The sequence below is a fragment of the Vibrio sp. SCP2 genome, from assembly GCF_059295395.1.
The window spans coordinates 103,636-124,118 of sequence record NZ_JCAFVV010000009.1 but is presented as its reverse complement, the minus strand read 5'-3'; the positions used below and the strand labels follow the sequence as shown (position 1 = coordinate 124,118).

14 protein-coding genes and 6 tRNA genes are annotated in these 20,483 nt (G+C 46.0%); 4 read left to right on the top strand and 16 right to left on the bottom strand.

The annotated features are described in order from the left end of the window. Nucleotides 1-9: 9 nt before the first annotated feature. The 14 genes from oadA to pncC all read right to left on the bottom strand — a co-directional run bounded on the left by oadA (nucleotide 10) and on the right by pncC (nucleotide 10,204). Entirely contained in the window at nucleotides 10-1,794 is a 1,785-nt protein-coding gene (oadA, locus tag AC5O63_RS19245; RefSeq protein WP_494505949.1) for a sodium-extruding oxaloacetate decarboxylase subunit alpha, read from the bottom strand. 31 nt (nucleotides 1,795-1,825) lie between these two features. Continuing rightward, nucleotides 1,826-2,083 (bottom strand): oxaloacetate decarboxylase subunit gamma, encoded by a 258-nt coding sequence (locus tag AC5O63_RS19240; protein ID WP_004748148.1) that lies wholly within the window; start codon nucleotides 2,081-2,083, stop codon nucleotides 1,826-1,828. Nucleotides 2,084-2,532: 449 nt separating this feature from the next. Next, nucleotides 2,533-2,609: transfer RNA gene (locus AC5O63_RS19235), tRNA-Arg, on the bottom strand. Nucleotides 2,610-2,673: 64 nt separating this feature from the next. Next, nucleotides 2,674-2,750, bottom strand: a tRNA-Arg gene (locus AC5O63_RS19230). A gap of 65 nt (nucleotides 2,751-2,815) precedes the next feature. Beyond that, nucleotides 2,816-2,892: transfer RNA gene (locus tag AC5O63_RS19225), tRNA-Arg, on the bottom strand. A 96-nt stretch (nucleotides 2,893-2,988) separates the two neighbouring features. Continuing rightward, nucleotides 2,989-3,081: transfer RNA gene (locus AC5O63_RS19220), tRNA-Ser, on the bottom strand. A 25-nt stretch (nucleotides 3,082-3,106) separates the two neighbouring features. Then, nucleotides 3,107-3,183 (bottom strand) — tRNA-Arg (locus tag AC5O63_RS19215). 74 nt (nucleotides 3,184-3,257) lie between these two features. Continuing rightward, nucleotides 3,258-3,350 (bottom strand) — tRNA-Ser (locus tag AC5O63_RS19210). A 183-nt stretch (nucleotides 3,351-3,533) separates the two neighbouring features. Beyond that, nucleotides 3,534-3,731, bottom strand: a complete 198-nt coding sequence (gene csrA, locus AC5O63_RS19205) for a carbon storage regulator CsrA (RefSeq protein WP_004415691.1) — start codon at nucleotides 3,729-3,731, stop codon at nucleotides 3,534-3,536. A gap of 92 nt (nucleotides 3,732-3,823) precedes the next feature. Beyond that, nucleotides 3,824-5,011 (bottom strand): aspartate kinase, encoded by a 1,188-nt coding sequence (locus AC5O63_RS19200; protein WP_494505948.1) that lies wholly within the window; start codon nucleotides 5,009-5,011, stop codon nucleotides 3,824-3,826. A gap of 196 nt (nucleotides 5,012-5,207) precedes the next feature. Next, a complete protein-coding gene (gene alaS, locus AC5O63_RS19195) occupies nucleotides 5,208-7,790 on the bottom strand; it encodes an alanine--tRNA ligase (protein WP_494505947.1) in 2,583 nt (860 codons plus the stop codon). Nucleotides 7,791-7,931: 141 nt separating this feature from the next. Continuing rightward, the gene (recX, locus tag AC5O63_RS19190; RefSeq protein ID WP_494505946.1) at nucleotides 7,932-8,396 is read right to left on the bottom strand and encodes a recombination regulator RecX; all 465 of its coding nucleotides are present in this window, start codon (nucleotides 8,394-8,396) and stop codon (nucleotides 7,932-7,934) included. Nucleotides 8,397-8,474: 78 nt separating this feature from the next. Then, nucleotides 8,475-9,518, bottom strand: a complete 1,044-nt coding sequence (recA, locus tag AC5O63_RS19185) for a recombinase RecA (RefSeq protein WP_004747283.1) — start codon at nucleotides 9,516-9,518, stop codon at nucleotides 8,475-8,477. Nucleotides 9,519-9,709: 191 nt separating this feature from the next. After that, nucleotides 9,710-10,204, bottom strand: a complete 495-nt coding sequence (gene pncC, locus AC5O63_RS19180; RefSeq protein ID WP_494505945.1) for a nicotinamide-nucleotide amidase — start codon at nucleotides 10,202-10,204, stop codon at nucleotides 9,710-9,712. Nucleotides 10,205-10,331: 127 nt separating this feature from the next. On the opposite strand from pncC, the gene mutS reads away from it, so the two are divergent. Next, a complete protein-coding gene (gene mutS / locus AC5O63_RS19175) occupies nucleotides 10,332-12,869 on the top strand; it encodes a DNA mismatch repair protein MutS (protein WP_494505958.1) in 2,538 nt (845 codons plus the stop codon). Nucleotides 12,870-12,959: 90 nt separating this feature from the next. Here the strand turns inward: mutS and lptG are convergent, their stop codons facing one another. Next, complete coding sequence (lptG, locus tag AC5O63_RS19170) at nucleotides 12,960-14,030, bottom strand: LPS export ABC transporter permease LptG (protein WP_171325017.1); 1,071 nt, start codon at nucleotides 14,028-14,030, stop codon at nucleotides 12,960-12,962. A 3-nt stretch (nucleotides 14,031-14,033) separates the two neighbouring features. After that, on the bottom strand, nucleotides 14,034-15,137 hold the full coding sequence (lptF, locus tag AC5O63_RS19165) for an LPS export ABC transporter permease LptF (protein ID WP_004747275.1): 1,104 nt from the start codon (nucleotides 15,135-15,137) through the stop codon (nucleotides 14,034-14,036). Between the two features lie 190 nt (nucleotides 15,138-15,327). Here lptF and pepA point away from each other — a divergent pair, with 190 nt between their 5' ends. The 3 genes from pepA (at nucleotide 15,328) to AC5O63_RS19150 (ending at nucleotide 20,336) form a co-directional block, all read left to right on the top strand. Next, nucleotides 15,328-16,836, top strand: a complete 1,509-nt coding sequence (pepA, locus tag AC5O63_RS19160; protein ID WP_494505944.1) for a leucyl aminopeptidase — start codon at nucleotides 15,328-15,330, stop codon at nucleotides 16,834-16,836. 61 nt (nucleotides 16,837-16,897) lie between these two features. After that, nucleotides 16,898-17,347: a DNA polymerase III subunit chi gene (locus AC5O63_RS19155; protein WP_494505943.1), complete on the top strand. Its 450-nt coding sequence runs from the start codon at nucleotides 16,898-16,900 to the stop codon at nucleotides 17,345-17,347. Between the two features lie 115 nt (nucleotides 17,348-17,462). Beyond that, nucleotides 17,463-20,336 carry a valine--tRNA ligase gene (locus tag AC5O63_RS19150; protein ID WP_494505942.1) on the top strand — a complete coding sequence of 958 codons (2,874 nt, stop codon included), beginning with the start codon at nucleotides 17,463-17,465 and terminating at the stop codon, nucleotides 20,334-20,336. The last annotated feature ends 147 nt before the right edge of the window (nucleotides 20,337-20,483 follow it).

Below are 20,483 nucleotides of genomic sequence, written 5' to 3'. Positions count from 1 at the left end.
GGTACTCCCTTACGCTAAGCTCAGTAGCGGAGCGCCAACTGTCACAGAATCACCCTCTTTGACGTGTAGATCTTGAATGATACCACCACGTGCTGCGCGCACTTCCGTTTCCATCTTCATCGCTTCAAGGATCAGTAACACGTCACCTTCAGCGACTTGCGCACCACTTTGGACATGGACCTTAAAGATGTTACCGGCAAGAGGAGCTGGAACCGTTTCCGAATTACCCGTTGGTGCAGCTGCAGGCGCTGCCGCTTGTTGCGGAGCTGCAGCTGAAGGAGCAACCGAGGTTAACTGACCTTGTGGGCCAACTTCAACATCGTAGACCTGACCATCAACTTTAACGCTGTATGTTTCGATGCCACCTTGAGCAGGCTGAGCTTGAGGAGCAGCAGGCGCTTCTTCTAGCCATGGTGCTGGCTCAAAGGCTTCTGGGTTACGGCGGTTCTTAAGGAATTTCAGACCTACTTGTGGGAAGAGCGCGTAAGTCAGTACGTCATCAACCGTGTCTTCTGCGAGAGAGATGCCATCTTGTTTCGCTTTAGTCAGCAGCTCTTCAGTCAACGAGTTCATCTCTGACTCAAGCAAATCAGCCGGGCGACAAGTAATCGGCTCTGCGCCTTCCAGCACTTTGGCTTGCAGCTCTGCATTCACTTCTGCTGGCGCTGCACCGTACTCACCTTTCAGTAAACCAGCTGTTTCTTTGGTAATGCTCTTATAGCGTTCACCAGTCAATACGTTGATCACCGCTTGGGTACCGACGATTTGAGAGGTTGGAGTCACGAGCGGAATGTAGCCAAGATCCTGACGTACGCGTGGGATCTCTTCGAGAACTTCATCGAGCTTATCAGCTGCGCCCTGCTCTTTAAGCTGACCTTCCATATTGGTCAACATGCCACCTGGCACTTGAGCAATCAGGATACGAGAGTCAACACCCTTAAGTTGACCTTCAAACTTGGCATACTTCTTACGAACATCACGGAAGTAAGCAGCAATCGGCTCGATTTGATCAAGCTTAAGATTAGTGTCACGCTCAGTGCCTTGCAGCATAGCGACCACTGTCTCTGTTGGTGTATGACCATAAGTACAGCTCATTGATGAGATAGCGGTATCAAGGATATCGACTCCAGCTTCGACCGCTTTTACAGCAGTCGCTGTTGATAGACCTGTTGTTGCATGGCAATGAAGCGCTAAAGGAATATCAGTAGAAGATTTGATGCGAGTAATTAACTCTTCCGCTTCATAAGGCTTAAGCAACCCTGACATATCTTTGATACACAATGAGTGACAGCCAAGGTCTTCAAGACGTTTAGCAAGATCCACCCAAGTATCTGTATTGTGTACTGGGCTAGTAGTATAAGAAAGCGTACCTTGAGCATGCGCGCCGACATCGACCGCTGCTTTTACTGCCTTCTCAAAGTTGCGCACGTCGTTCATCGCATCGAAGATACGGAAGACATCCATACCATTGGCATGGGCGCGTTCAACAAATTTTTCGACCACATCATCTGCGTAGTGGCGGTAACCCAGTAAGTTCTGGCCACGCAGCAGCATTTGCATTGGTGTATTTGGCATCGCTTTTTTCAATGCACGCAAACGCTCCCAAGGGTCTTCCCCCAAGAATCGAATACAGGCATCAAACGTCGCACCGCCCCATGTTTCTAGAGACCAGTAACCGACTTTATCCAGTTCCTCTGCGATAGGTAACATATCCTCTAGACGCATACGAGTCGCAAACAGCGATTGATGGGCGTCACGAAGGACCACGTCCGTTAAAGCTAGTGGTTTAGACATGCTCATTAACTCCTTTTAATCCTGTCAAATGCTATTTAGCGGTAGAGGTACGATACTGATGTACCGCTGCGGAGATCGCCGCAACTACCTTCGGGCTAACAGCAGAAGATGGTGATTGAACTTTGTTATTTTGAATAGGTGTCGCGATCGGCTCAGGTACTTCTTGTGGTACCAATTTTGACATCAACCGAACGAGATAGACGAGAATAGTGAGGAATATAAATACTACAGCCATCCCTGTAAGCATCAGGGTTGCAGCATCTACTAGCAGGCTTCCAATATTATCCATTTTTGCATCCTTTCTTTGTCATCCTGACAACAGCATTAGGTATATCGCTAAAAACATCGTGTTTTATCATCGCTCAACGCTAAATTTAGCCAGCATCTTGCTAGCACTCTTGTTGCCAGAACATGCAGTAAAATCCTGACAAGAGGTCTAGGATTATCTCGATTGGTTAAACTTTGTCAATTTTGTTTAAGGTGCTATTGAGGATATTGCACAAATCTAGGGAATTATTCGTCACACAAATCACATAAATCTGCAATACATCTTCATATAAGCATAAATAACTGCGTGTTTTATGACGTTATGCCAAAACATGGTGCATTACTGCGATAGGCTTAAAAGAAATAAGAAAAGAGTCTAAGAAACAATAACTTGTAAATTCATTGTTTCAATAATGTTGCCAGAGTGTTAATAAAAAAGCCCTGCTATTTCTAGCAGGGCTTTAAAATAAGTGGCGCGTCCTGGAGGATTCGAACCTCCGACCGCCTGGTTCGTAGCCAGGTACTCTATCCAGCTGAGCTAAGGACGCACAGTTTTGATATCAACTCTAGGTCAATATCAGGATGACTTTGATAAAAAGAAACCCTAAAGAGTGGCGCGTCCTGGAGGATTCGAACCTCCGACCGCCTGGTTCGTAGCCAGGTACTCTATCCAGCTGAGCTAAGGACGCGCAGTTTTGATATCAACTCTAGGTCAATATCAGGATTGCTTTGGTAAAAAAGAAACCCTAAAGAGTGGCGCGTCCTGGAGGATTCGAACCTCCGACCGCCTGGTTCGTAGCCAGGTACTCTATCCAGCTGAGCTAAGGACGCGCAATGTTCTCTAAAACAAGAGATGTGAAGTATATCACACTAGTTCTTTGAAACAACAGGGCTTTAAAACAAAAAAATTGGCCATAAGCCAATTAATGGCGGTGAGGGAGGGATTCGAACCCTCGATACGGCTACAAACCGTATACTCCCTTAGCAGGGGAGCGCCTTCAGCCTCTCGGCCACCTCACCGTTTTATTCCCTGGTAAGGAAATTATGGCGCGTCCTGGAGGATTCGAACCTCCGACCGCCTGGTTCGTAGCCAGGTACTCTATCCAGCTGAGCTAAGGACGCGCTATGCTTTCTTGCTAAAGAAAGTTGTTTTAAAGCTGTTCCGAAGAACAATTCTTCCGAGGAAGAAGCAAGAATGGCGGTGAGGGAGGGATTCGAACCCTCGATACGGCTACAAACCGTATACTCCCTTAGCAGGGGAGCGCCTTCAGCCTCTCGGCCACCTCACCGTCTTGCGGAGGCACATATTACGATTTACCAAAAATATGTCAAACATTTTCTTGGCAAAAATAGCAAAAAGTCATTCAACCGTTGGCTATTTAATCAAAGCGATGTTAATTCGCTCTTTTTCCTATGTTTAGTTGCCTTTGTCGCACAAAAAAGGCTGACAAAATGTCAGCCTCTTCGTGTAATTAGTAGTTGCCTGATGCAACGTTACCATTACCTTTTTCTGCCTGAATGCGCATGTAGATTTCTTCACGGTGAACAGACACTTCTTTCGGTGCATTTACACCGATACGTACTTGGTTACCTTTAACACCTAGTACAGTTACTGTTACTTCATCACCGATCATGAGAGTTTCGCCAACGCGGCGAGTTAAAATTAGCATTCTGTGCTCCTTGAGTAATCTCTGATTTATCTTGCTACGCGGCTATTATCCAACAAAAGTTATATTTTCGTAAACTCTATTGTGGCTCGAATCTAGCCTAAAAAGGCATGTTTTTGTCGGCAGTCGACTGCCTCCGCAGAAGTTATGTAAGCATCATGCAGTATGTTAGCCGCTTTGTCGACACATTCTGGTAACAGGACAAGCATCAAAGATTGTGGATTAACTGCGTAGTGCTCAACCTCAATCCCCTGCTCCGTCAACAACGCGTAAGATCTTTCAACCAGTCCTTCGACATGTAGACCAACTGCTGTTAGTAAGCTTACTGACTCACTATTACGGATTTTGTCACCGAAAACCAGTTCCAGTTTTGCATAAGCGTCGTGTTTTATCACTACACCTATCCATTCTGCATGCTCGATCACATTCCAAATTGTGACGCCTAGCATCTGACACTGCTTTTTCAAACTGGCTAAGGCATCTTTTTCAATTCTGATCAAACACATATCGCGTTGAATGGCGACGCCACACACCGAAGACTGGCACTCTTCACCTTTAACCAAGCTGCCAGCGTTGACATCGAATGTCGATAATACCCGCAAAGGTACATTGTGTTTCCATGCATACTGGACTGAAGGTAGATGCAGCACTTTAGCCCCTTTACGAGCCATTTCTTCCATCGAAGGAAAATCGATGACATCTAATTTTTGTGCATTGGCGACCACGCGCGGATCGCAAGTATAAATACCGTCAACGTCAGTAAAAATCTGGCACTCATCCGCTTCAAGCGCTCCAGCAAGTGTTACCGCACTGGTATCTGAGCCACCTCGACCAAGAGTTGTGATATCCCCGTTATCATTCACACCTTGAAAACCGGCGACGATTACAACTTGGCCCTGTTCAAGGAGTTGAGTTATCGCGGTCGTGTCAATTTGTTTAATCGTTGCGTCATTGTGCTGATTGTCAGTCACAATACACGCTTGTGCTCCGGTAAGTGAACGTGCTGCATAGCCTAGTTTATTTAGAGCCATTGCAAGCAGTGCCATCGACACCTGTTCACCAGCAGAGAGCAAAACATCAAGTTCTCTCGCGGTAGGCACACTGTCTACCTGTTTAGCCAAGTCCATCAATCTGTTTGTTTCACCAGACATTGCCGATACGACTACGACAACTTGATTACCATCATTTTTCGCCTTTATGATGTGTTCAGCGACCTTATGGATTCTTTCTATTGAACCCACAGAAGTTCCACCAAACTTTTGCACGATAAGGGGCTTTTTCACCAGTCTTCACCTTCCCAAGACCAAAGTCTCATTCGAACCACACTCAACATGTTGAATATTGCTTGCAGTAGTTATAACAAAAACCAAGTGACTTACTTGATGTTCATAGTGAGCATCAATTAAAGCACTTGGTTGTCAGAAAAAAATTACGCTCAATCAAATAACTGATTGAGCGTAAGAATCGTTTAATTTTTAATTAAAGACGTTCTTCTAGCCATGGCTGAACTGTCTTCATTGCTTCAGGCAGAGCAGCAACGTCTGTACCACCCGCTTGAGCCATATCAGGACGACCGCCACCTTTACCACCAACTTGCTCAGCAACCATCTTCACTAGGTCACCGGCTTTTACTTTGCCGATAAGATCTTTAGTCACGCCAGCGATTAAACCAATCTTGTCGCCGTTAACGTTGGCAATCATTACAACGCCGCTGCCCATTTGGTTCTTAGCATTGTCGACCATAGTACGAAGGTTCTTAGGATCCGCTCCTTCCATACCTGCGATAAGTACTTTAACGCCGTTGATCTCTTGAGCTTTCGCCATGATGTTAGCACTTTCAGCTGCTGCCATCTTGTCTTTAAGCTTCTGAATCTCTTTCTCTAGAGATTTTGCTTTCGATGCTGACTCAGCAAGTTTCTCTTCGAACTTAGCTTGTTGAGCTTCGATTGCATCTAGTGCCGCTTCACCTGTTACAGCTTCGATACGGCGAATACCTGCTGCGATACCACCTTCAGAAGTGATCTTGAATAGGCCAATATCACCCGTGTTTGATGCGTGGATACCACCACAAAGCTCGGTAGAGAACTCACCCATTGAGAGAACGCGAACCTCATCATCATACTTTTCGCCGAACAGTGCCATTGCACCTTTCTGCTTCGCTGACTCTATGTCCATTACGTTAGTTTCAATAACGTGGTTACGACGAACTTGAGCATTCACTAGGCGCTCAACTTCTTTTAGCTCTGCTGGCGTTACCGCTTCTAGGTGTGAGAAGTCAAAACGTAGGTTTTCAGGTTTAACAAGCGAGCCTTTCTGCGTAACGTGTTCACCCAGTACTGAACGTAGCGCTGCGTGTAATAGGTGAGTCGCAGAGTGGTTAAGAGAAATCGATGCACGACGCTCAGCATCAACAGTCGCTTCTACTTCATCACCCTTCGCTAGAACGCCTTCCGCAAGAACACCGTGGTGCGCAATTGCGTTACCTAACTTCTGAGTATCTTCAACTTTAAACAGACCAGATTCAGTCTTCAGCACACCAGCGTCACCACACTGACCGCCAGACTCAGCGTAGAATGGCGTTTCACCAAGGATGATGATCGCTTTGTCGCCTGCTGATAGCGACTCTACTACTTCACCCTCAACGAATATTTCAGCAACATTACTCTTACCTTCGGTACCTGTGTAGCCACAGAACTCAGACTCTGCTTCCGTTTTGATCGTTGCGTTGTAGTCAGTACCAAACTGGCCTGCTTCGCGAGCACGTTGACGCTGCTCTTCCATCGCTTTCTCAAAACCCGCTTCGTCAATTGTAAAGTCACGCTCGCGAGCTACATCGTTAGTTAAGTCAGCAGGGAAACCGTAAGTATCGTAAAGCTTGAAGACTGTTTCACCGTCTAACTCTTTGCCTTCAAGTGCATCAAGTGCTTCATTAAGAATCACCATGCCGCGCTCTAGAGTGCGACCAAAGTTCTCTTCCTCGATGCGAAGTACTTTCTCAACAAGCTCTTGCTGTTTCTTAAGTTCTTCTGCAGCACTGCCCATCACTTCAGCAAGTACACCAACAAGTTTGTGGAAGAATACGCCTTGCGCACCCAACTTGTTACCGTGACGAACGGCACGACGAATAATACGGCGTAGGACGTAACCACGACCTTCGTTTGAAGGCATAACGCCATCAGCGATTAGGAATGAACAAGAACGGATGTGGTCAGCAATAACGCGTAGAGATTGGTTTGATAGATCGTCGTGACCGACAACCTCAGCCGTCGCTTTAATTAGCTTTTGGAATACATCGATTTCGTAGTTTGAGTGAACGCCTTGCATGATTGCAGAAATACGCTCGATACCCATGCCTGTATCAACAGCAGGCTTAGGTAGTGGCTCCATCGTGCCATCTGCATGACGGTTAAACTGCATGAATACGTTGTTCCAGATCTCGATGAAACGGTCACCGTCTTCTTCTGGAGTACCAGGACGACCGCCCCAAATATGCTCACCGTGATCGTAAAAGATTTCAGTACATGGACCACAAGGACCTGTATCACCCATCGTCCAGAAGTTGTCAGATTCGAACTTCTTACCGCCTTCTTTGTCGCCAATGCGAACGATCTTGTCAGCAGGTACGCCTACTTTCTTGTTCCAGATCTCGAATGCTTCGTCATCTGTTTCGTATACCGTAACCAGTAGCTTCTCTTCTGGTAGACCAAGAGTCTTAGTCAGGAACTCCCAAGCAAACGCAATCGCGTCTTCTTTGAAGTAGTCACCAAAGCTGAAGTTACCGAGCATTTCGAAGAAAGTGTGGTGACGAGCTGTGAAACCAACGTTCTCTAAGTCGTTGTGTTTACCACCCGCACGTACACAACGCTGAGCCGTAGTTGCTCGTGTGTAGGCACGCTTTTCGGCGCCTAAGAAGCAATCTTTAAATTGGTTCATACCTGCGTTTGTAAATAGCAGGGTTGGATCGTTATGCGGAACCAACGATGAACTGTCTACGATTTGGTGTCCTTTGCTTTCAAAGAACTTAAGGAACGCGTTACGAACCTCATCAGTGCTCATGTACATGCAGCTCTTCCTGAAAATAGTCGAGTTAGAATTTTGCGCTATTGTAGATCATGGTTAAGGCTACGACTAGTTTTCTCGCAGAAAAGAGCAGATTGATGTGTTAATTCATCGCAAATCTTTAAATTGATGAGTTATTTGACTTCAGTCCTCATCATTAGCGCTAAGCGCATAACTAATTTGTTCAAAGCTGTAGCCACGATATTGAAGAAAACGCACCTGTTTGGCGTACTCTTTTTGGTCTTTCGCTTTAATCCCTTTAAATTTCTTCTCTGCAGCTTGTTTTGCTAACTCGAACCAATCTTGCGGTTCTTCTTCCATTGCTTTGTCCACTACCGAGTCCGCGACTCTTTTCTGCTGCAATTCTTGTCGGATGCGCTTCTCTCCGTGGCCTTTGTAGACATGTTGACGAATTTGGCTTTTGGCATAACGCAGATCATCCAGGTAGTTGTGATCGATACAAAAGTTCACGGCCTCTTGAATAGCGTCTTGTTCATAACCTTTCAGGCTCAATTTCTGGTATAGCTCGTACTCGCCATGATCTCGGCGACTTAGCAATTGAATAGCGGCTTCTTTGCTCGATAATGTCGGTGGCTTTCTTTGAAACATTTGAAATAAATTTCTAAATTCTAAATACAACAAAGCCCCGCACATAGGCAGGGCTTAAACAATGAGTAGTGAGCTAGCTTATAGCTCTTGCTCTGGCATCTCACCTAGCTCAGCATCATCTGGCTGAACTTCAGCTGGTGACAGCAGCATTTCACGTAGCTTAGCATCAATCGCTTGTGCAGCTTGCGGGTTCTCACGTAGGAACTTACCAGCGTTCGCTTTTCCTTGACCGATCTTATCACCATTGTAGCTGTACCAAGCACCCGCTTTTTCAACTAGCTTGTGCTTAACACCTAGGTCGATTAGCTCACCTTCACGGTTAAAGCCAGCGCCATATAGGATTTGCGTTTCCGCTTGCTTAAATGGTGCCGCAATCTTGTTCTTAACAACCTTGATGCGAGTCTCGTTACCAACCACTTCGTCACCTTCTTTAATAGAACCAGTACGACGAATATCAAGGCGAACAGATGCGTAGAACTTAAGCGCGTTACCACCTGTGGTAGTTTCTGGGTTACCAAACATGACACCAATCTTCATACGAATCTGGTTAATGAAGATACACATACAGTTAGACTGCTTCAGGTTACCCGTTAGCTTACGCATTGCTTGAGAAAGCATACGCGCTTGAAGACCCATGTGGCTGTCGCCCATTTCGCCTTCGATTTCAGCTTTAGGAGTTAATGCTGCAACTGAGTCGACGACCATTACGTCGATAGCGCCTGAACGTGCTAACGCATCACAAATTTCTAGAGCTTGTTCACCCGTATCTGGCTGAGAAACCAATAGCGCATCAATATCAACACCTAGCTTCTTAGCATAAACAGGATCAAGAGCGTGCTCTGCATCGATAAAGGCACAAGTTTTACCTTGCTTTTGCGCTGCGGCAATACACTCAAGTGTTAGCGTCGTTTTACCTGAAGACTCTGGACCGTAGATTTCTACGATACGACCCATAGGTAGGCCACCAGCACCCAAAGCGATATCCAAAGAAAGTGAACCTGTAGAGATAGTTTCTACATCCATTGCGCGGTTGTCACCAAGGCGCATGATTGAACCTTTACCGAATTGCTTTTCAATCTGACCTAGCGCAGCGGCGAGCGCTTTCTGTTTGTTCTCGTCCATCACTTTCTCCAAATGATTCATCTATTTCGTGCTGATGATTATCAATCTAATTCTTCCGTTCAGCTCAGTGACTGAACAATCAATGCAAGTCATTATACTGTTGATTCATACAGTGTCTATACCTGTATGGTTTTTTTTTAGCTTTTGGTGATATCCACCTAATTTTAAAAGCATTTAAATTACAGGGCAGCTCATTTATTTCTTGCCGATAGTTCCACGTACAGTACTTTTAACGCGTGTTCGACTGCCTGTAGGCGAACTTGCGCACGGTCGCCTGAAAAGCACACTGTCTCTACTTTTTTCCAATCGCTAGAGTCAGCCCAAGCAAAACAAACGGTTCCTACCGGTTTCAGCTCAGTGCCACCTCCTGGGCCCGCGATACCGCTGATTGAAACGCCAATATTGGCATTTGAGTTCTGTATCGCCCCCTCAACCATCTCAACTACAGTTTGTTCACTCACCGCGCCAAACTGTTCGAGTGTTGCCACTGACACCCCGAGCATCTCCATCTTGGCTTCATTGCTATAGGTGATAAACGCACGATCAAACCAAGCTGAGCTGCCGGCAATATCAGTAATTGCCGCAGAAACACCGCCACCAGTACAAGATTCAGCAGTGGTCATGACTAATTTATGATGATTTAGCAACTCACCTAACTGTTGAGAGAGATTTTGCTGTGATTCCATATCTAAAACCCTTTATTACACCTTTTCGCTCTTAGGCTATTCACGTATCCTAAGCCGCAATAGGAATAAACAAAAGATCTATACCGTGAAAGCGTTACCTGAAAAAGAAAAGCAAAAACACACGCCTATGATGCAGCAATATCTCAAACTCAAAGCTGAGAACCCAGATATCTTGCTGTTTTATCGTATGGGAGATTTCTATGAGCTTTTCTACGATGATGCGAAGCGAGCATCTCAATTGCTCGATATTTCTCTGACTAAGAGAGGCGCTTCTGCTGGCGAGCCTATCCCAATGGCCGGTGTCCCATTTCATGCCGTGGAAGGTTATTTGGCGAAACTGGTTCAACTTGGTGAATCTGTCGCGATTTGTGAACAGATTGGCGACCCTGCAACAAGTAAGGGGCCAGTTGAGCGCGCTGTTGTTCGCATTGTTACACCGGGTACCGTCACCGACGAGGCACTGCTCTCTGAAAGGCTAGATAACCTGATTGCTGCCATCTATTACCACGACGGCAAATTTGGTTATGCGACTTTGGATGTCACGTCAGGTCGGTTCCAATTAATGGAACCTGAAACCGAAGAAGCGATGGCGGCAGAGTTGCAACGCACTTCGCCACGTGAACTGCTTTTCCCGGAAGATTTTGAACCTGTTCAGCTGATGTCTTCGCGTAACGGTAATCGTCGTCGCCCTGTTTGGGAGTTTGAACTTGATACCGCTAAGCAGCAATTAAACCAGCAATTTGGCACGCGTGATCTTGTGGGTTTCGGGGTTGAACACGCGAAGCTCGGACTCTGCGCGGCAGGTTGTTTGATTCAATATGTCAAAGATACTCAACGCACAGCACTTCCACACATTCGCTCGTTGACCTTTGATAGACAAGATCACTCCGTTATTTTGGATGCCGCGACACGACGTAACTTAGAAATTACTCACAATCTGGCTGGCGGCACGGACAACACCTTAGCAGAGGTGCTAGATCATACTGCGACAGCCATGGGTAGCCGTATGCTCAAACGTTGGTTGCATCAGCCGATGCGCGACATCGACACGCTGAATCATCGTTTAGATGCCATTTCTGAATTAAAAGAAGTGTCACTGTTTGCTGATCTTCACCCTGTGTTAAAGCAGATCGGTGATATCGAACGTATTCTTGCTCGCTTAGCTCTGCGCAGTGCAAGACCTCGTGATATGGCTCGCCTTCGTTTTGCCATGCAGCAACTGCCTGAGCTCGCGGAATCGATGAATTCGTTGGCTCATCCATACTTATCCAAACTGGCTCAATACGCTGCGCCAATGGACGAGGTATGTGAGCTACTTGAGCGCGCAATCAAAGATAACCCACCAGTCGTGATTCGTGATGGTGGTGTGATTGCTGAAGGCTATAACGCGGAACTCGACGAATGGCGTAAGCTAGCGGATGGGGCAACCGAATACCTTGAGCAAATGGAGCAGGATGAACGCGAACGTCACGGTATCGATAGCCTAAAAGTGGGCTACAACAACGTGCATGGTTTCTTTATCCAAGTCAGCCGTGGTCAAAGCCATTTAGTTCCTCCTCATTATGTCCGTCGTCAGACATTAAAAAATGCTGAGCGTTACATTATCCCAGAGCTCAAAGAGCATGAAGATAAAGTGCTTAACTCTAAATCTAAAGCACTCGCTCTGGAGAAGCAGCTTTGGGAAGAGCTGTTTGATCTTTTATTACCACATCTGGAACAAATGCAAAACGTTGCTTCAGCGGTATCGCAAATCGATGTACTGCAAAACTTGGCAGAGCGTGCGGACAGCCTAGATTACTGTCGTCCTACTTTAACTAAAGAGGTGGGTATTCACATTCAAGCAGGCCGTCACCCAGTGGTTGAGCAAGTAATGGATGATCCGTTTATTGCTAACCCGATTGAGCTAAACCCACAACGCAAGATGTTGATTATTACTGGTCCGAATATGGGTGGTAAATCAACTTACATGCGCCAAACCGCATTGATTGCGCTGATGGCTCATATTGGTTCTTATGTGCCTGCTGAGTCAGCTCAGATTGGTTCTATTGATCGCATATTTACCCGTATTGGTGCTTCTGACGATCTCGCCTCTGGTCGCTCGACTTTTATGGTTGAGATGACGGAGACAGCAAACATCCTCCACAACGCCACAGCCAATAGTTTAGTTTTGATGGATGAAATCGGTCGCGGTACCAGCACCTATGACGGGCTTTCTCTTGCGTGGGCTAGTGCCGAATGGCTAGCCAAAGAGCTAGGCTCAATGACCCTGTTTGCGACTCACTATTTTGAACTAACAGAGCTGCCAAATCAGATACCACACTTAGCTAATGTCCACCTAGATGCAGTGGAACATGGCGACAGTATTGCCTTTATGCACGCTGTCCAAGAAGGAGCTGCAAGTAAATCTTATGGTCTAGCGGTAGCGGGCTTGGCTGGCGTACCTAAGAGTGTGATTAAAAACGCGCGCGCTAAGCTGACACAGCTAGAACAGTTAGGCCAAGAAGGGGAAGGTGTACCTCGTTCAAGTGCTGTAGACATCGCCAACCAACTTAGTCTGATTCCAGAGCCAAGTGAGGTTGAAGAAGCACTATCTGCGATTGACCCTGATGACCTAACACCAAGGCAAGCATTAGAAGAGCTTTATCGACTGAAAAAGTTGATGTGACAACTAAGGTCTGTTGACTTAATGCCATAGAAAACAAAAACGGCAGCCAATTGGATTGGCTGCCGTTTCTTTATTGCGAAAACATTTAGCTTAGAGCTTCCTACGCAGTAGCAACAAGGCTACCGTTAAGAACACAATACTAGGCATCACTGCGCCAAACACTGGCGGGATGTTGTAAACCAAACTGAGTGGGCCAAAGAATTCACTCGATATATAGAAAGTAAATCCAGCAATCACACCCGATAGAATACGCGCACCCATAGTTACACTGCGCAGTGGACCAAAGATAAATGACAGTGCCATCAACATCATCACCGCAATGGAGAATGGTTGTGTCACCTTACGCCAGAAGGCCAATTCATAACGCGATGGATCTTGCTCAGACGCTTTTAAGTAAGTGACATAATCATACAGCCCACCTAGAGATAACTCTTCTGGTTTGACCGTTACTACTGCTAGCTTATCGGGTGCTAGAGAAGTCGTCCAACTATACTCAGCGAGACTCTGCTTGGAGATTTCTACCTCGTCCACCATTTCAGTTAGCTGAACGTCTTTCATCATCCAAGTATTGTCTGACACATACTCGACTTCCGCAGCATAAACAACGCTTTCCAAGCGCTTGTCATCATCGTAGCGCCACATGTTCATGCCATAAATTTTGCTGTCCTCAACCTTACCAATAAAGATAAAGTCATTGGCGTCACGTGCCCAAACTCCAGTCCGTACTGACATAATCGCACCGCCCGAAGTGGCAAAAGCACGCAAATCACGCGCCGCTTTTTGCGCTTGAGGCGCACCCCATTGACCAAGCAAAGTGACCATAATCATCAAGGGCACAGCAGTTTTCAGTACCGATAGTCCAATATCGAGTTTCGAAAAACCTGCTGCCTGCATAACCACTAGCTCAGAACTTGAGGCCAACATACCAAGACCAATCAGAGCACCAAGCAATGCCGCCATTGGAAAGAACATTTCAATATCACGTGGAATACTGAGCAAAACGTACAGTAAGGCTTGCAAAAGGTCGTATGTCCCCTCACCTACTTTACGCAATTGCTCAACGTATTTGATGATCGCAGAAAGACCGACAAAGGTTGCCAATACCAAAGATGAGGTGGCAATAATGGTTCTACCTATGTAGAGATCGAGAATCTTAAACACGACTTACGCTGCCTTTTTTCTTTGTCTTAGTTTGTCTTTGAAGCGGCGAACAGGAATGCTGTCCATCGAGTTAATACCAATCGCGGTCAAGAGTAGCGCAGCATTTATTGGCCACATACCAACGAAAGTAGGAATAGAACCATCTTCAATCGCTGACTTCGTGGCACTTATTGCCAAGAAATAAGCCAGATAGATTAAAATAGCCGGACCCATTTTGGCAAAGCGCCCCTGACGTGGGTTAACCGCAGAAAGAGGCACAACCAACATTGTCAGCAGTGGAATACAAACAACCAGTGAGATACGCCATTGAACTTCTGCTTGTGCGCGAGGGTCTGGGTTCTTCATCAGTTCAAGAGTAGGAATCGCTTCCCAGTCACGACCTTGAGGCTTAACGTCACGCTGACCAATCAAACCTTCGTACTGATCAAAATCCGTCACCATGTAATCAACGCGAGTCGGAACACCTTCGTAACGAACACCATCGTACATACGAATCACTTGTCGTCCGTCACTGAGTTCTTTCACTTCTCCTGATTGAGAAAAAGAGACGCTCGGAAGAATGGAGTCACGCGGACGCATCTGGGCAACAAATACGTGCTTGAGTTTCTTGCCATCAATATCGTCAATGAAAACCACTGAAGAACCATCTGGCGTGCCTTGGAAGTGGCCTTTCTTCAGCAAATCGACACTGTTCTCTGCCGCTGTTTCTTCTTGCAGCTTAACCAGTTGGTCTTGGCTATAAGGAGCAAAAACGAAAGAGTTAAAACCCGCAATCGCACCGGTAATAACGGCTAGGTATAAAGCTGCTCGGATCAAGAACTTATTACCAATCCCCGTCGCATTCATCACGGTAATTTCACTTTCTGCGTATAAACGGCCAAAAGTGAGCAAGATCCCCAAGAAAAGACTCAACGGCAACATCAAAAGTCCCATTGAAGGCATGCTTAAAGCAACATAGTGCATGACCAAGCTGGCGGGAATATCACCATCCGACGCATCAGCCAAAACTTTGATCAATTTTTGGCTAAGGAACACTAAAAACAGGATAAAAAATATCGCTAATTGGCTTTTGAGTGTCTCGCGGATCAAATATCTAACAATAATCACGCTGAAATTACCTATACAAAACTTGTTTTTTTAATTGAATCACTATAATTTCCCGTTGAACCTTTTATTTTTAAATTTTTGGCTAACTGTTAATGCGCTTATTTAAGAATAGTTCCGAGTAAGGAATCAACAAGTAAGACGGCATTATCTAACATTTAGTTCTATTTGTCTTCAGGATGTAGGAGTACGCATGGAGTTCAGTGTAAAAAGTGGCAGTCCAGAGAAACAGCGCAGCGCATGTATCGTTGTGGGCGTGTTCGAGCCACGTCGCCTTTCTCCAGTTGCCGAGCAGCTAGATAAAATCAGCGATGGCTATATTAGTTCACTACTTCGCCGTGGTGACCTAGAAGGAAAACCGGGGCAGATGCTACTGCTTCATCAAGTACCAGGTGTACTGTCTGAGCGCGTTTTACTGGTTGGTTGTGGTAAAGAGCGTGAACTGGGTGAGCGTCAATACAAAGAGATCATCCAAAAGACTATCAACACTCTTAACGAAACTGGTTCAATGGAAGCGGTATGTTTCCTAACCGAACTTCACGTTAAAGGCCGTGATACTTACTGGAAAGTTCGCCAAGCGGTTGAAGCAACAAAAGATGGTCTATACACCTTCGATCAGTTCAAGAGCCAAAAGCCAGAAACTCGCCGACCACTACGTAAACTGGTATTTAACGTACCAACACGTCGTGAGCTAAACCTAGGTGAGAAAGCGATCGCACACGGTCTTGCTATCTCTTCTGGTGTTAAAGCATCAAAAGATCTTGGCAACATGCCACCAAACATCGCTAACCCTGCTTACCTTGCTTCTCAAGCGCGTCGCCTAGCTGACGACTATGAGACAGTGACAACCAAGATCATTGGTGAGCAAGAGATGGAAAAACTGGGCATGACTTCATACCTAGCGGTAGGTCGTGGCTCTAAGAACGAATCTATGATGTCTATCATGGAATACAAGGGCAACCCAGATCCAGAAGTGAAACCAATTGTCCTTGTTGGTAAAGGTCTTACTTTCGATTCAGGCGGTATCTCACTGAAACCTGGCGAAGGTATGGATGAGATGAAGTACGACATGTGTGGTGCGGCATCTGTATTCGGTACAATGAAAGCACTGGCAAAACTAAACCTACCAATCAATGTGGTTGCTGTTCTTGCTGGTTGTGAAAACATGCCGGGTAGCAACGCTTACCGTCCAGGTGACATTCTAACTACGATGTCAGGCCAAACCGTTGAAGTACTCAACACAGATGCAGAAGGCCGCTTGGTTCTTTGTGACGCTCTAACTTACGTAGAACGCTACGAGCCAGAGTGTGTTGTAGACGTTGCTACACTAACGGGTGCTTGTGTTATCGCACTAGGTCACCATATCAGTGGTGTTATCTCTAACCACAACCCACTGTCTCACGAGCTAGTGAATGCTTCTGAGCAAGCAAGTGACCGTGCATGGCGTCTACCTATGGCAGACGAGTACCACGAGCAACTTAAGAGCCCATTTGCTGATATGGCAAACATTGGTGGTCGCCCTGGTGGTACTATCACTGCGGGTTGCTTCCTATCTAAGTTCGCCAAGAAATACCACTGGGCGCACGTTGATATCGCAGGTACTGCGTGGAAATCAGGTGCTGCGAAAGGCTCAACTGGCCGTCCAGTCTCAATGCTTGTCCAATTCCTGCTTAATCGCAGTGGCCAAGAGACAGAGGAATAATCCTCACAATCTTAAAAAGGGCCGCAAGGCCCTTTTTTGTATCTACTAACAGCGAGCAGTTATGGCGAATGCAACCTTTTACATTATCAATCCAGACTCTCCACAGGCTGAAGCTCAGGGGTTTGGTTTATATGTATTGTTTCTTGCACATCATTTCGCCAAGCAAGGTGCTAAGGTTTATCTCAATTGCAACGATAAATCTCACGCTGAACAAATCGCTGAATTTTTCTGGCAAGTCGATGCCAAACAATTTGTTGCCCATAATCTAGTGGGTGAAGGGCCAAGATACGGCACCAACATCGAGATTGGCTACCAAGGGGTTAAACCTTCTTGGAACCGACAACTGGTAATAAATTTGGCGGAAAATGAGACAACCTTTGCGAACAAGTTTGCTGAGGTGGTAGACTTCGTCCCTTGCGAAGAAAAAGCCAAGCAACTGGCGCGAGAAAGATATAAAATCTACCGCCAAGCGGGCTTTCAGCTACAAACGATTGAAATCGAACACAGCTAGCAGCAACAAACACAACCGGTCAATCCTTATAGCTAAGGCGATCTTGTTAGAGATCCCTCACTTATAAAGATTGACTTAGAATTAAACCAGACCTATCAGCAGAATATCTATAGCTATGGAAAAGACATATAACCCAACTTCAATTGAACAAGCTTTATACCAAGCTTGGGAAGAGAAAGGCTACTTTAAGCCACACGGTGACACGACGAAAGAATCATACAGCATCATGATCCCACCACCGAACGTCACTGGTAGCCTACATATGGGCCACGCGTTCCAAGACACCATCATGGATACTCTGATCCGTGCTGAACGTATGAAGGGCAAAAACACCCTTTGGCAAGTAGGTACTGACCACGCTGGTATCGCAACTCAGATGGTTGTTGAGCGTAAGATTGCGGCTGAAGAAGGCAAAACTAAACACGATTACGGTCGTGATGCTTTCATCGACAAAATCTGGGAATGGAAAAACGAATCTGGCGGTACTATCACTAAGCAGCTTCGTCGCCTTGGTGCATCTGTAGACTGGGACCGTGAGCGTTTCACGATGGATGATGGTCTTTCTAATGCTGTTCAAGAAGTATTCGTTCGCCTATACGAAGAAGACCTAATCTACCGTGGTAAGCGTCTAGTAAACTGGGATCCTAAACTGCACACTGCAATTTCTGATCTTGAAGTTGAAAACAAAGACAAAAAAGGTCACATGTGGCACTTCCGCTACCCACTAGCAAATGGCGTTAAGACAGCTGAAGGTAAAGACTACATTGTTGTTGCAACAACACGTCCTGAAACCATGCTTGGTGATACTGGTGTCGCTGTTAACCCAGAAGACCCACGTTACAAAGATCTTATCGGTAAAGAGATCCTACTTCCTGTCGTTAACCGTCTGATCCCTATCGTAGGCGATGAGCATGCAGATATGGAAAAAGGCACAGGTTGTGTGAAGATCACGCCTGCGCACGACTTCAATGACTACGAAGTTGGTAAGCGCCACCAGCTACCAATGATCAACATCCTAACTTTCAACGGAGACATCCGTGATGCGGCCGAAGTCTTCACTACTAATGGTGAAGCTAGCGATGTTTACTCAACTGAGCTACCTGCTAAATACCACGGTATGGAGCGTTTTGCTGCACGTAAAGCGATTGTTGCGGAATTTGAAGAGCTTGGTCTACTAGACGAAATTAAAGATCACGACCTAACGGTTCCTTACGGCGACCGTGGTGGCGTGGTTATCGAGCCAATGCTAACTGACCAGTGGTACGTACGTGCTGCACCTCTTGCTGAGCCTGCAGTTAAAGCAGTTGAAGATGGTGAAATCCAATTCGTTCCTAAGCAGTACGAAAACATGTACTTCTCTTGGATGCGTGACATTCAAGATTGGTGTATTTCTCGTCAGCTTTGGTGGGGTCACCGTATCCCTGCTTGGTACGACAACGATGGCAATGTATACGTTGGCCGTACTGAAGAAGAAGTACGTGCAAACAACAACCTTGCACCGGTTGTAGTTCTACGCCAAGACGACGACGTACTCGATACATGGTTCTCTTCTGCTCTTTGGACTTTCGGTACTCAAGGCTGGCCTGAGCAAACTGAAGACCTGAAGACATTCCACCCTTCAGACGTTCTAGTAACGGGCTTCGACATCATCTTCTTCTGGGTTGCACGTATGATCATGATGACCATGCACTTCAACAAAGATGAAAACGGTAAGTCTCAAGTACCATTTAAGACTGTTTACGTAACGGGCCTAATCCGTGACGAAAACGGCGACAAGATGTCTAAGTCTAAAGGTAACGTTCTTGATCCGATCGACATGATCGATGGTATCGACCTTGAGTCTCTGGTAGAGAAGCGTTGTGGCAACATGATGCAGCCTCAGCTAGCGAAGAAGATCGAGAAGAACACTCGTAAGACTTTCGAGAACGGTATCGAACCATATGGTACTGACGCACTGCGTTTCACTCTTGCTGCTATGGCTTCAACTGGCCGTGACATCAACTGGGACATGAAGCGTCTTGAAGGTTACCGTAACTTCTGTAACAAGCTATGGAATGCAAGCCGTTACGTACTAATGAATACAGAAGAGCACGATTGTGGAATGTCACTATCAGTAGAAGAACGTGCAAACATGGAATTCTCTCTAGCAGACAAATGGATTGAATCTCAGTTTGAACTAGCAGCGAAAGAGTTTAATGCTCACCTAGACAACTACCGTCTAGACATGGCAGCAAATACTCTTTACGAATTCATCTGGAACCAATTCTGTGACTGGTACCTAGAGCTAACTAAGCCAGTTCTTTGGAAAGGTACTGAAGCTCAGCAACAAGCGACTCGCTACATGCTGATCACTGTGTTAGAGAAGACACTACGTCTTGCTCACCCAGTGCTACCTTACATCACCGAATCTATCTGGCAGAGTGTTAAGCCGCTAGTAGACGGTGTTGAAGGCGACACTATCATGACTCAAGCGCTTCCTCAGTTTAACGAAGAGAACTTCAACGCTGAGATCGTAGAAGATATCGAGTGGGTTAAGACTTTCATCACAGCTATCCGTAACCTACGTGCAGAGTACGACATTGCACCTAGCAAAGGTCTAGAAGTAATGATCAAGGTTGCTAACGAGAAAGACGCTGCACGTATCGAAGCAAACAAGGTTGTTCTCAACTCTCTTGCTAAGCTAGATAGCCTAACAGTGCTGGCTCAAGATGCTGAGACTCCTGCATGTGCGACTAAGCTAGTGGGTCAATCTGAACTGATGATCCCTATGGCAGGTCTTATTGACAAAGATGCAGAACTTGCTCGTCTTGATAAAGAAGTGCAAAAAACGCACGGCGAAATCAAGCGTATCGAAGGTAAACTAGGTAACGAAGGTTTCGTGGCTAAAGCACCTGAAGCGGTTATCGCGAAAGAGCGTGAAAAACTAGTGGGTTACCAAGAAACACTAGCCAAGCTTGAAGAGCAGAAAGCGACAATTGCTGCGCTTTAAGATAAGCAAATAAACGCTTAAAAGATACAAAGGCCAGTCATCATGACTGGCCTTTTTTGTTTCCTTAAGAGTCAGGATGTTTTTGAACCTTGGCTTGGTCACTGGTAAATTATCTTCTAACTTTAATAGAGGACGAATGAAGCAGGA

Excerpts from the sequence above, each read along its gene's own strand:
- pncC (WP_494505945.1), bottom strand. The coding sequence starts at position 10,204 with ATGGAATCACAGCAAAATCTCTCTCAACAGTTAGGTGAGTTGCTAAAT.
- pepA (WP_494505944.1), top strand. The coding sequence starts at position 15,328 with ATGGAGTTCAGTGTAAAAAGTGGCAGTCCAGAGAAACAGCGCAGCGCA.
- csrA (WP_004415691.1), bottom strand. The coding sequence starts at position 3,731 with ATGCTAATTTTAACTCGCCGCGTTGGCGAAACTCTCATGATCGGTGAT.
- AC5O63_RS19150 (WP_494505942.1), top strand. The coding sequence starts at position 17,463 with ATGGAAAAGACATATAACCCAACTTCAATTGAACAAGCTTTATACCAA.
- recA (WP_004747283.1), bottom strand. The coding sequence starts at position 9,518 with ATGGACGAGAACAAACAGAAAGCGCTCGCCGCTGCGCTAGGTCAGATT.
- alaS (WP_494505947.1), bottom strand. The coding sequence starts at position 7,790 with ATGTACATGAGCACTGATGAGGTTCGTAACGCGTTCCTTAAGTTCTTT.
- oadA (WP_494505949.1), bottom strand. The coding sequence starts at position 1,794 with ATGTCTAAACCACTAGCTTTAACGGACGTGGTCCTTCGTGACGCCCAT.
- AC5O63_RS19155 (WP_494505943.1), top strand. The coding sequence starts at position 16,898 with ATGGCGAATGCAACCTTTTACATTATCAATCCAGACTCTCCACAGGCT.
- recX (WP_494505946.1), bottom strand. The coding sequence starts at position 8,396 with ATGTTTCAAAGAAAGCCACCGACATTATCGAGCAAAGAAGCCGCTATT.
- mutS (WP_494505958.1), top strand. The coding sequence starts at position 10,332 with ATGATGCAGCAATATCTCAAACTCAAAGCTGAGAACCCAGATATCTTG.
- AC5O63_RS19240 (WP_004748148.1), bottom strand. The coding sequence starts at position 2,083 with ATGGATAATATTGGAAGCCTGCTAGTAGATGCTGCAACCCTGATGCTT.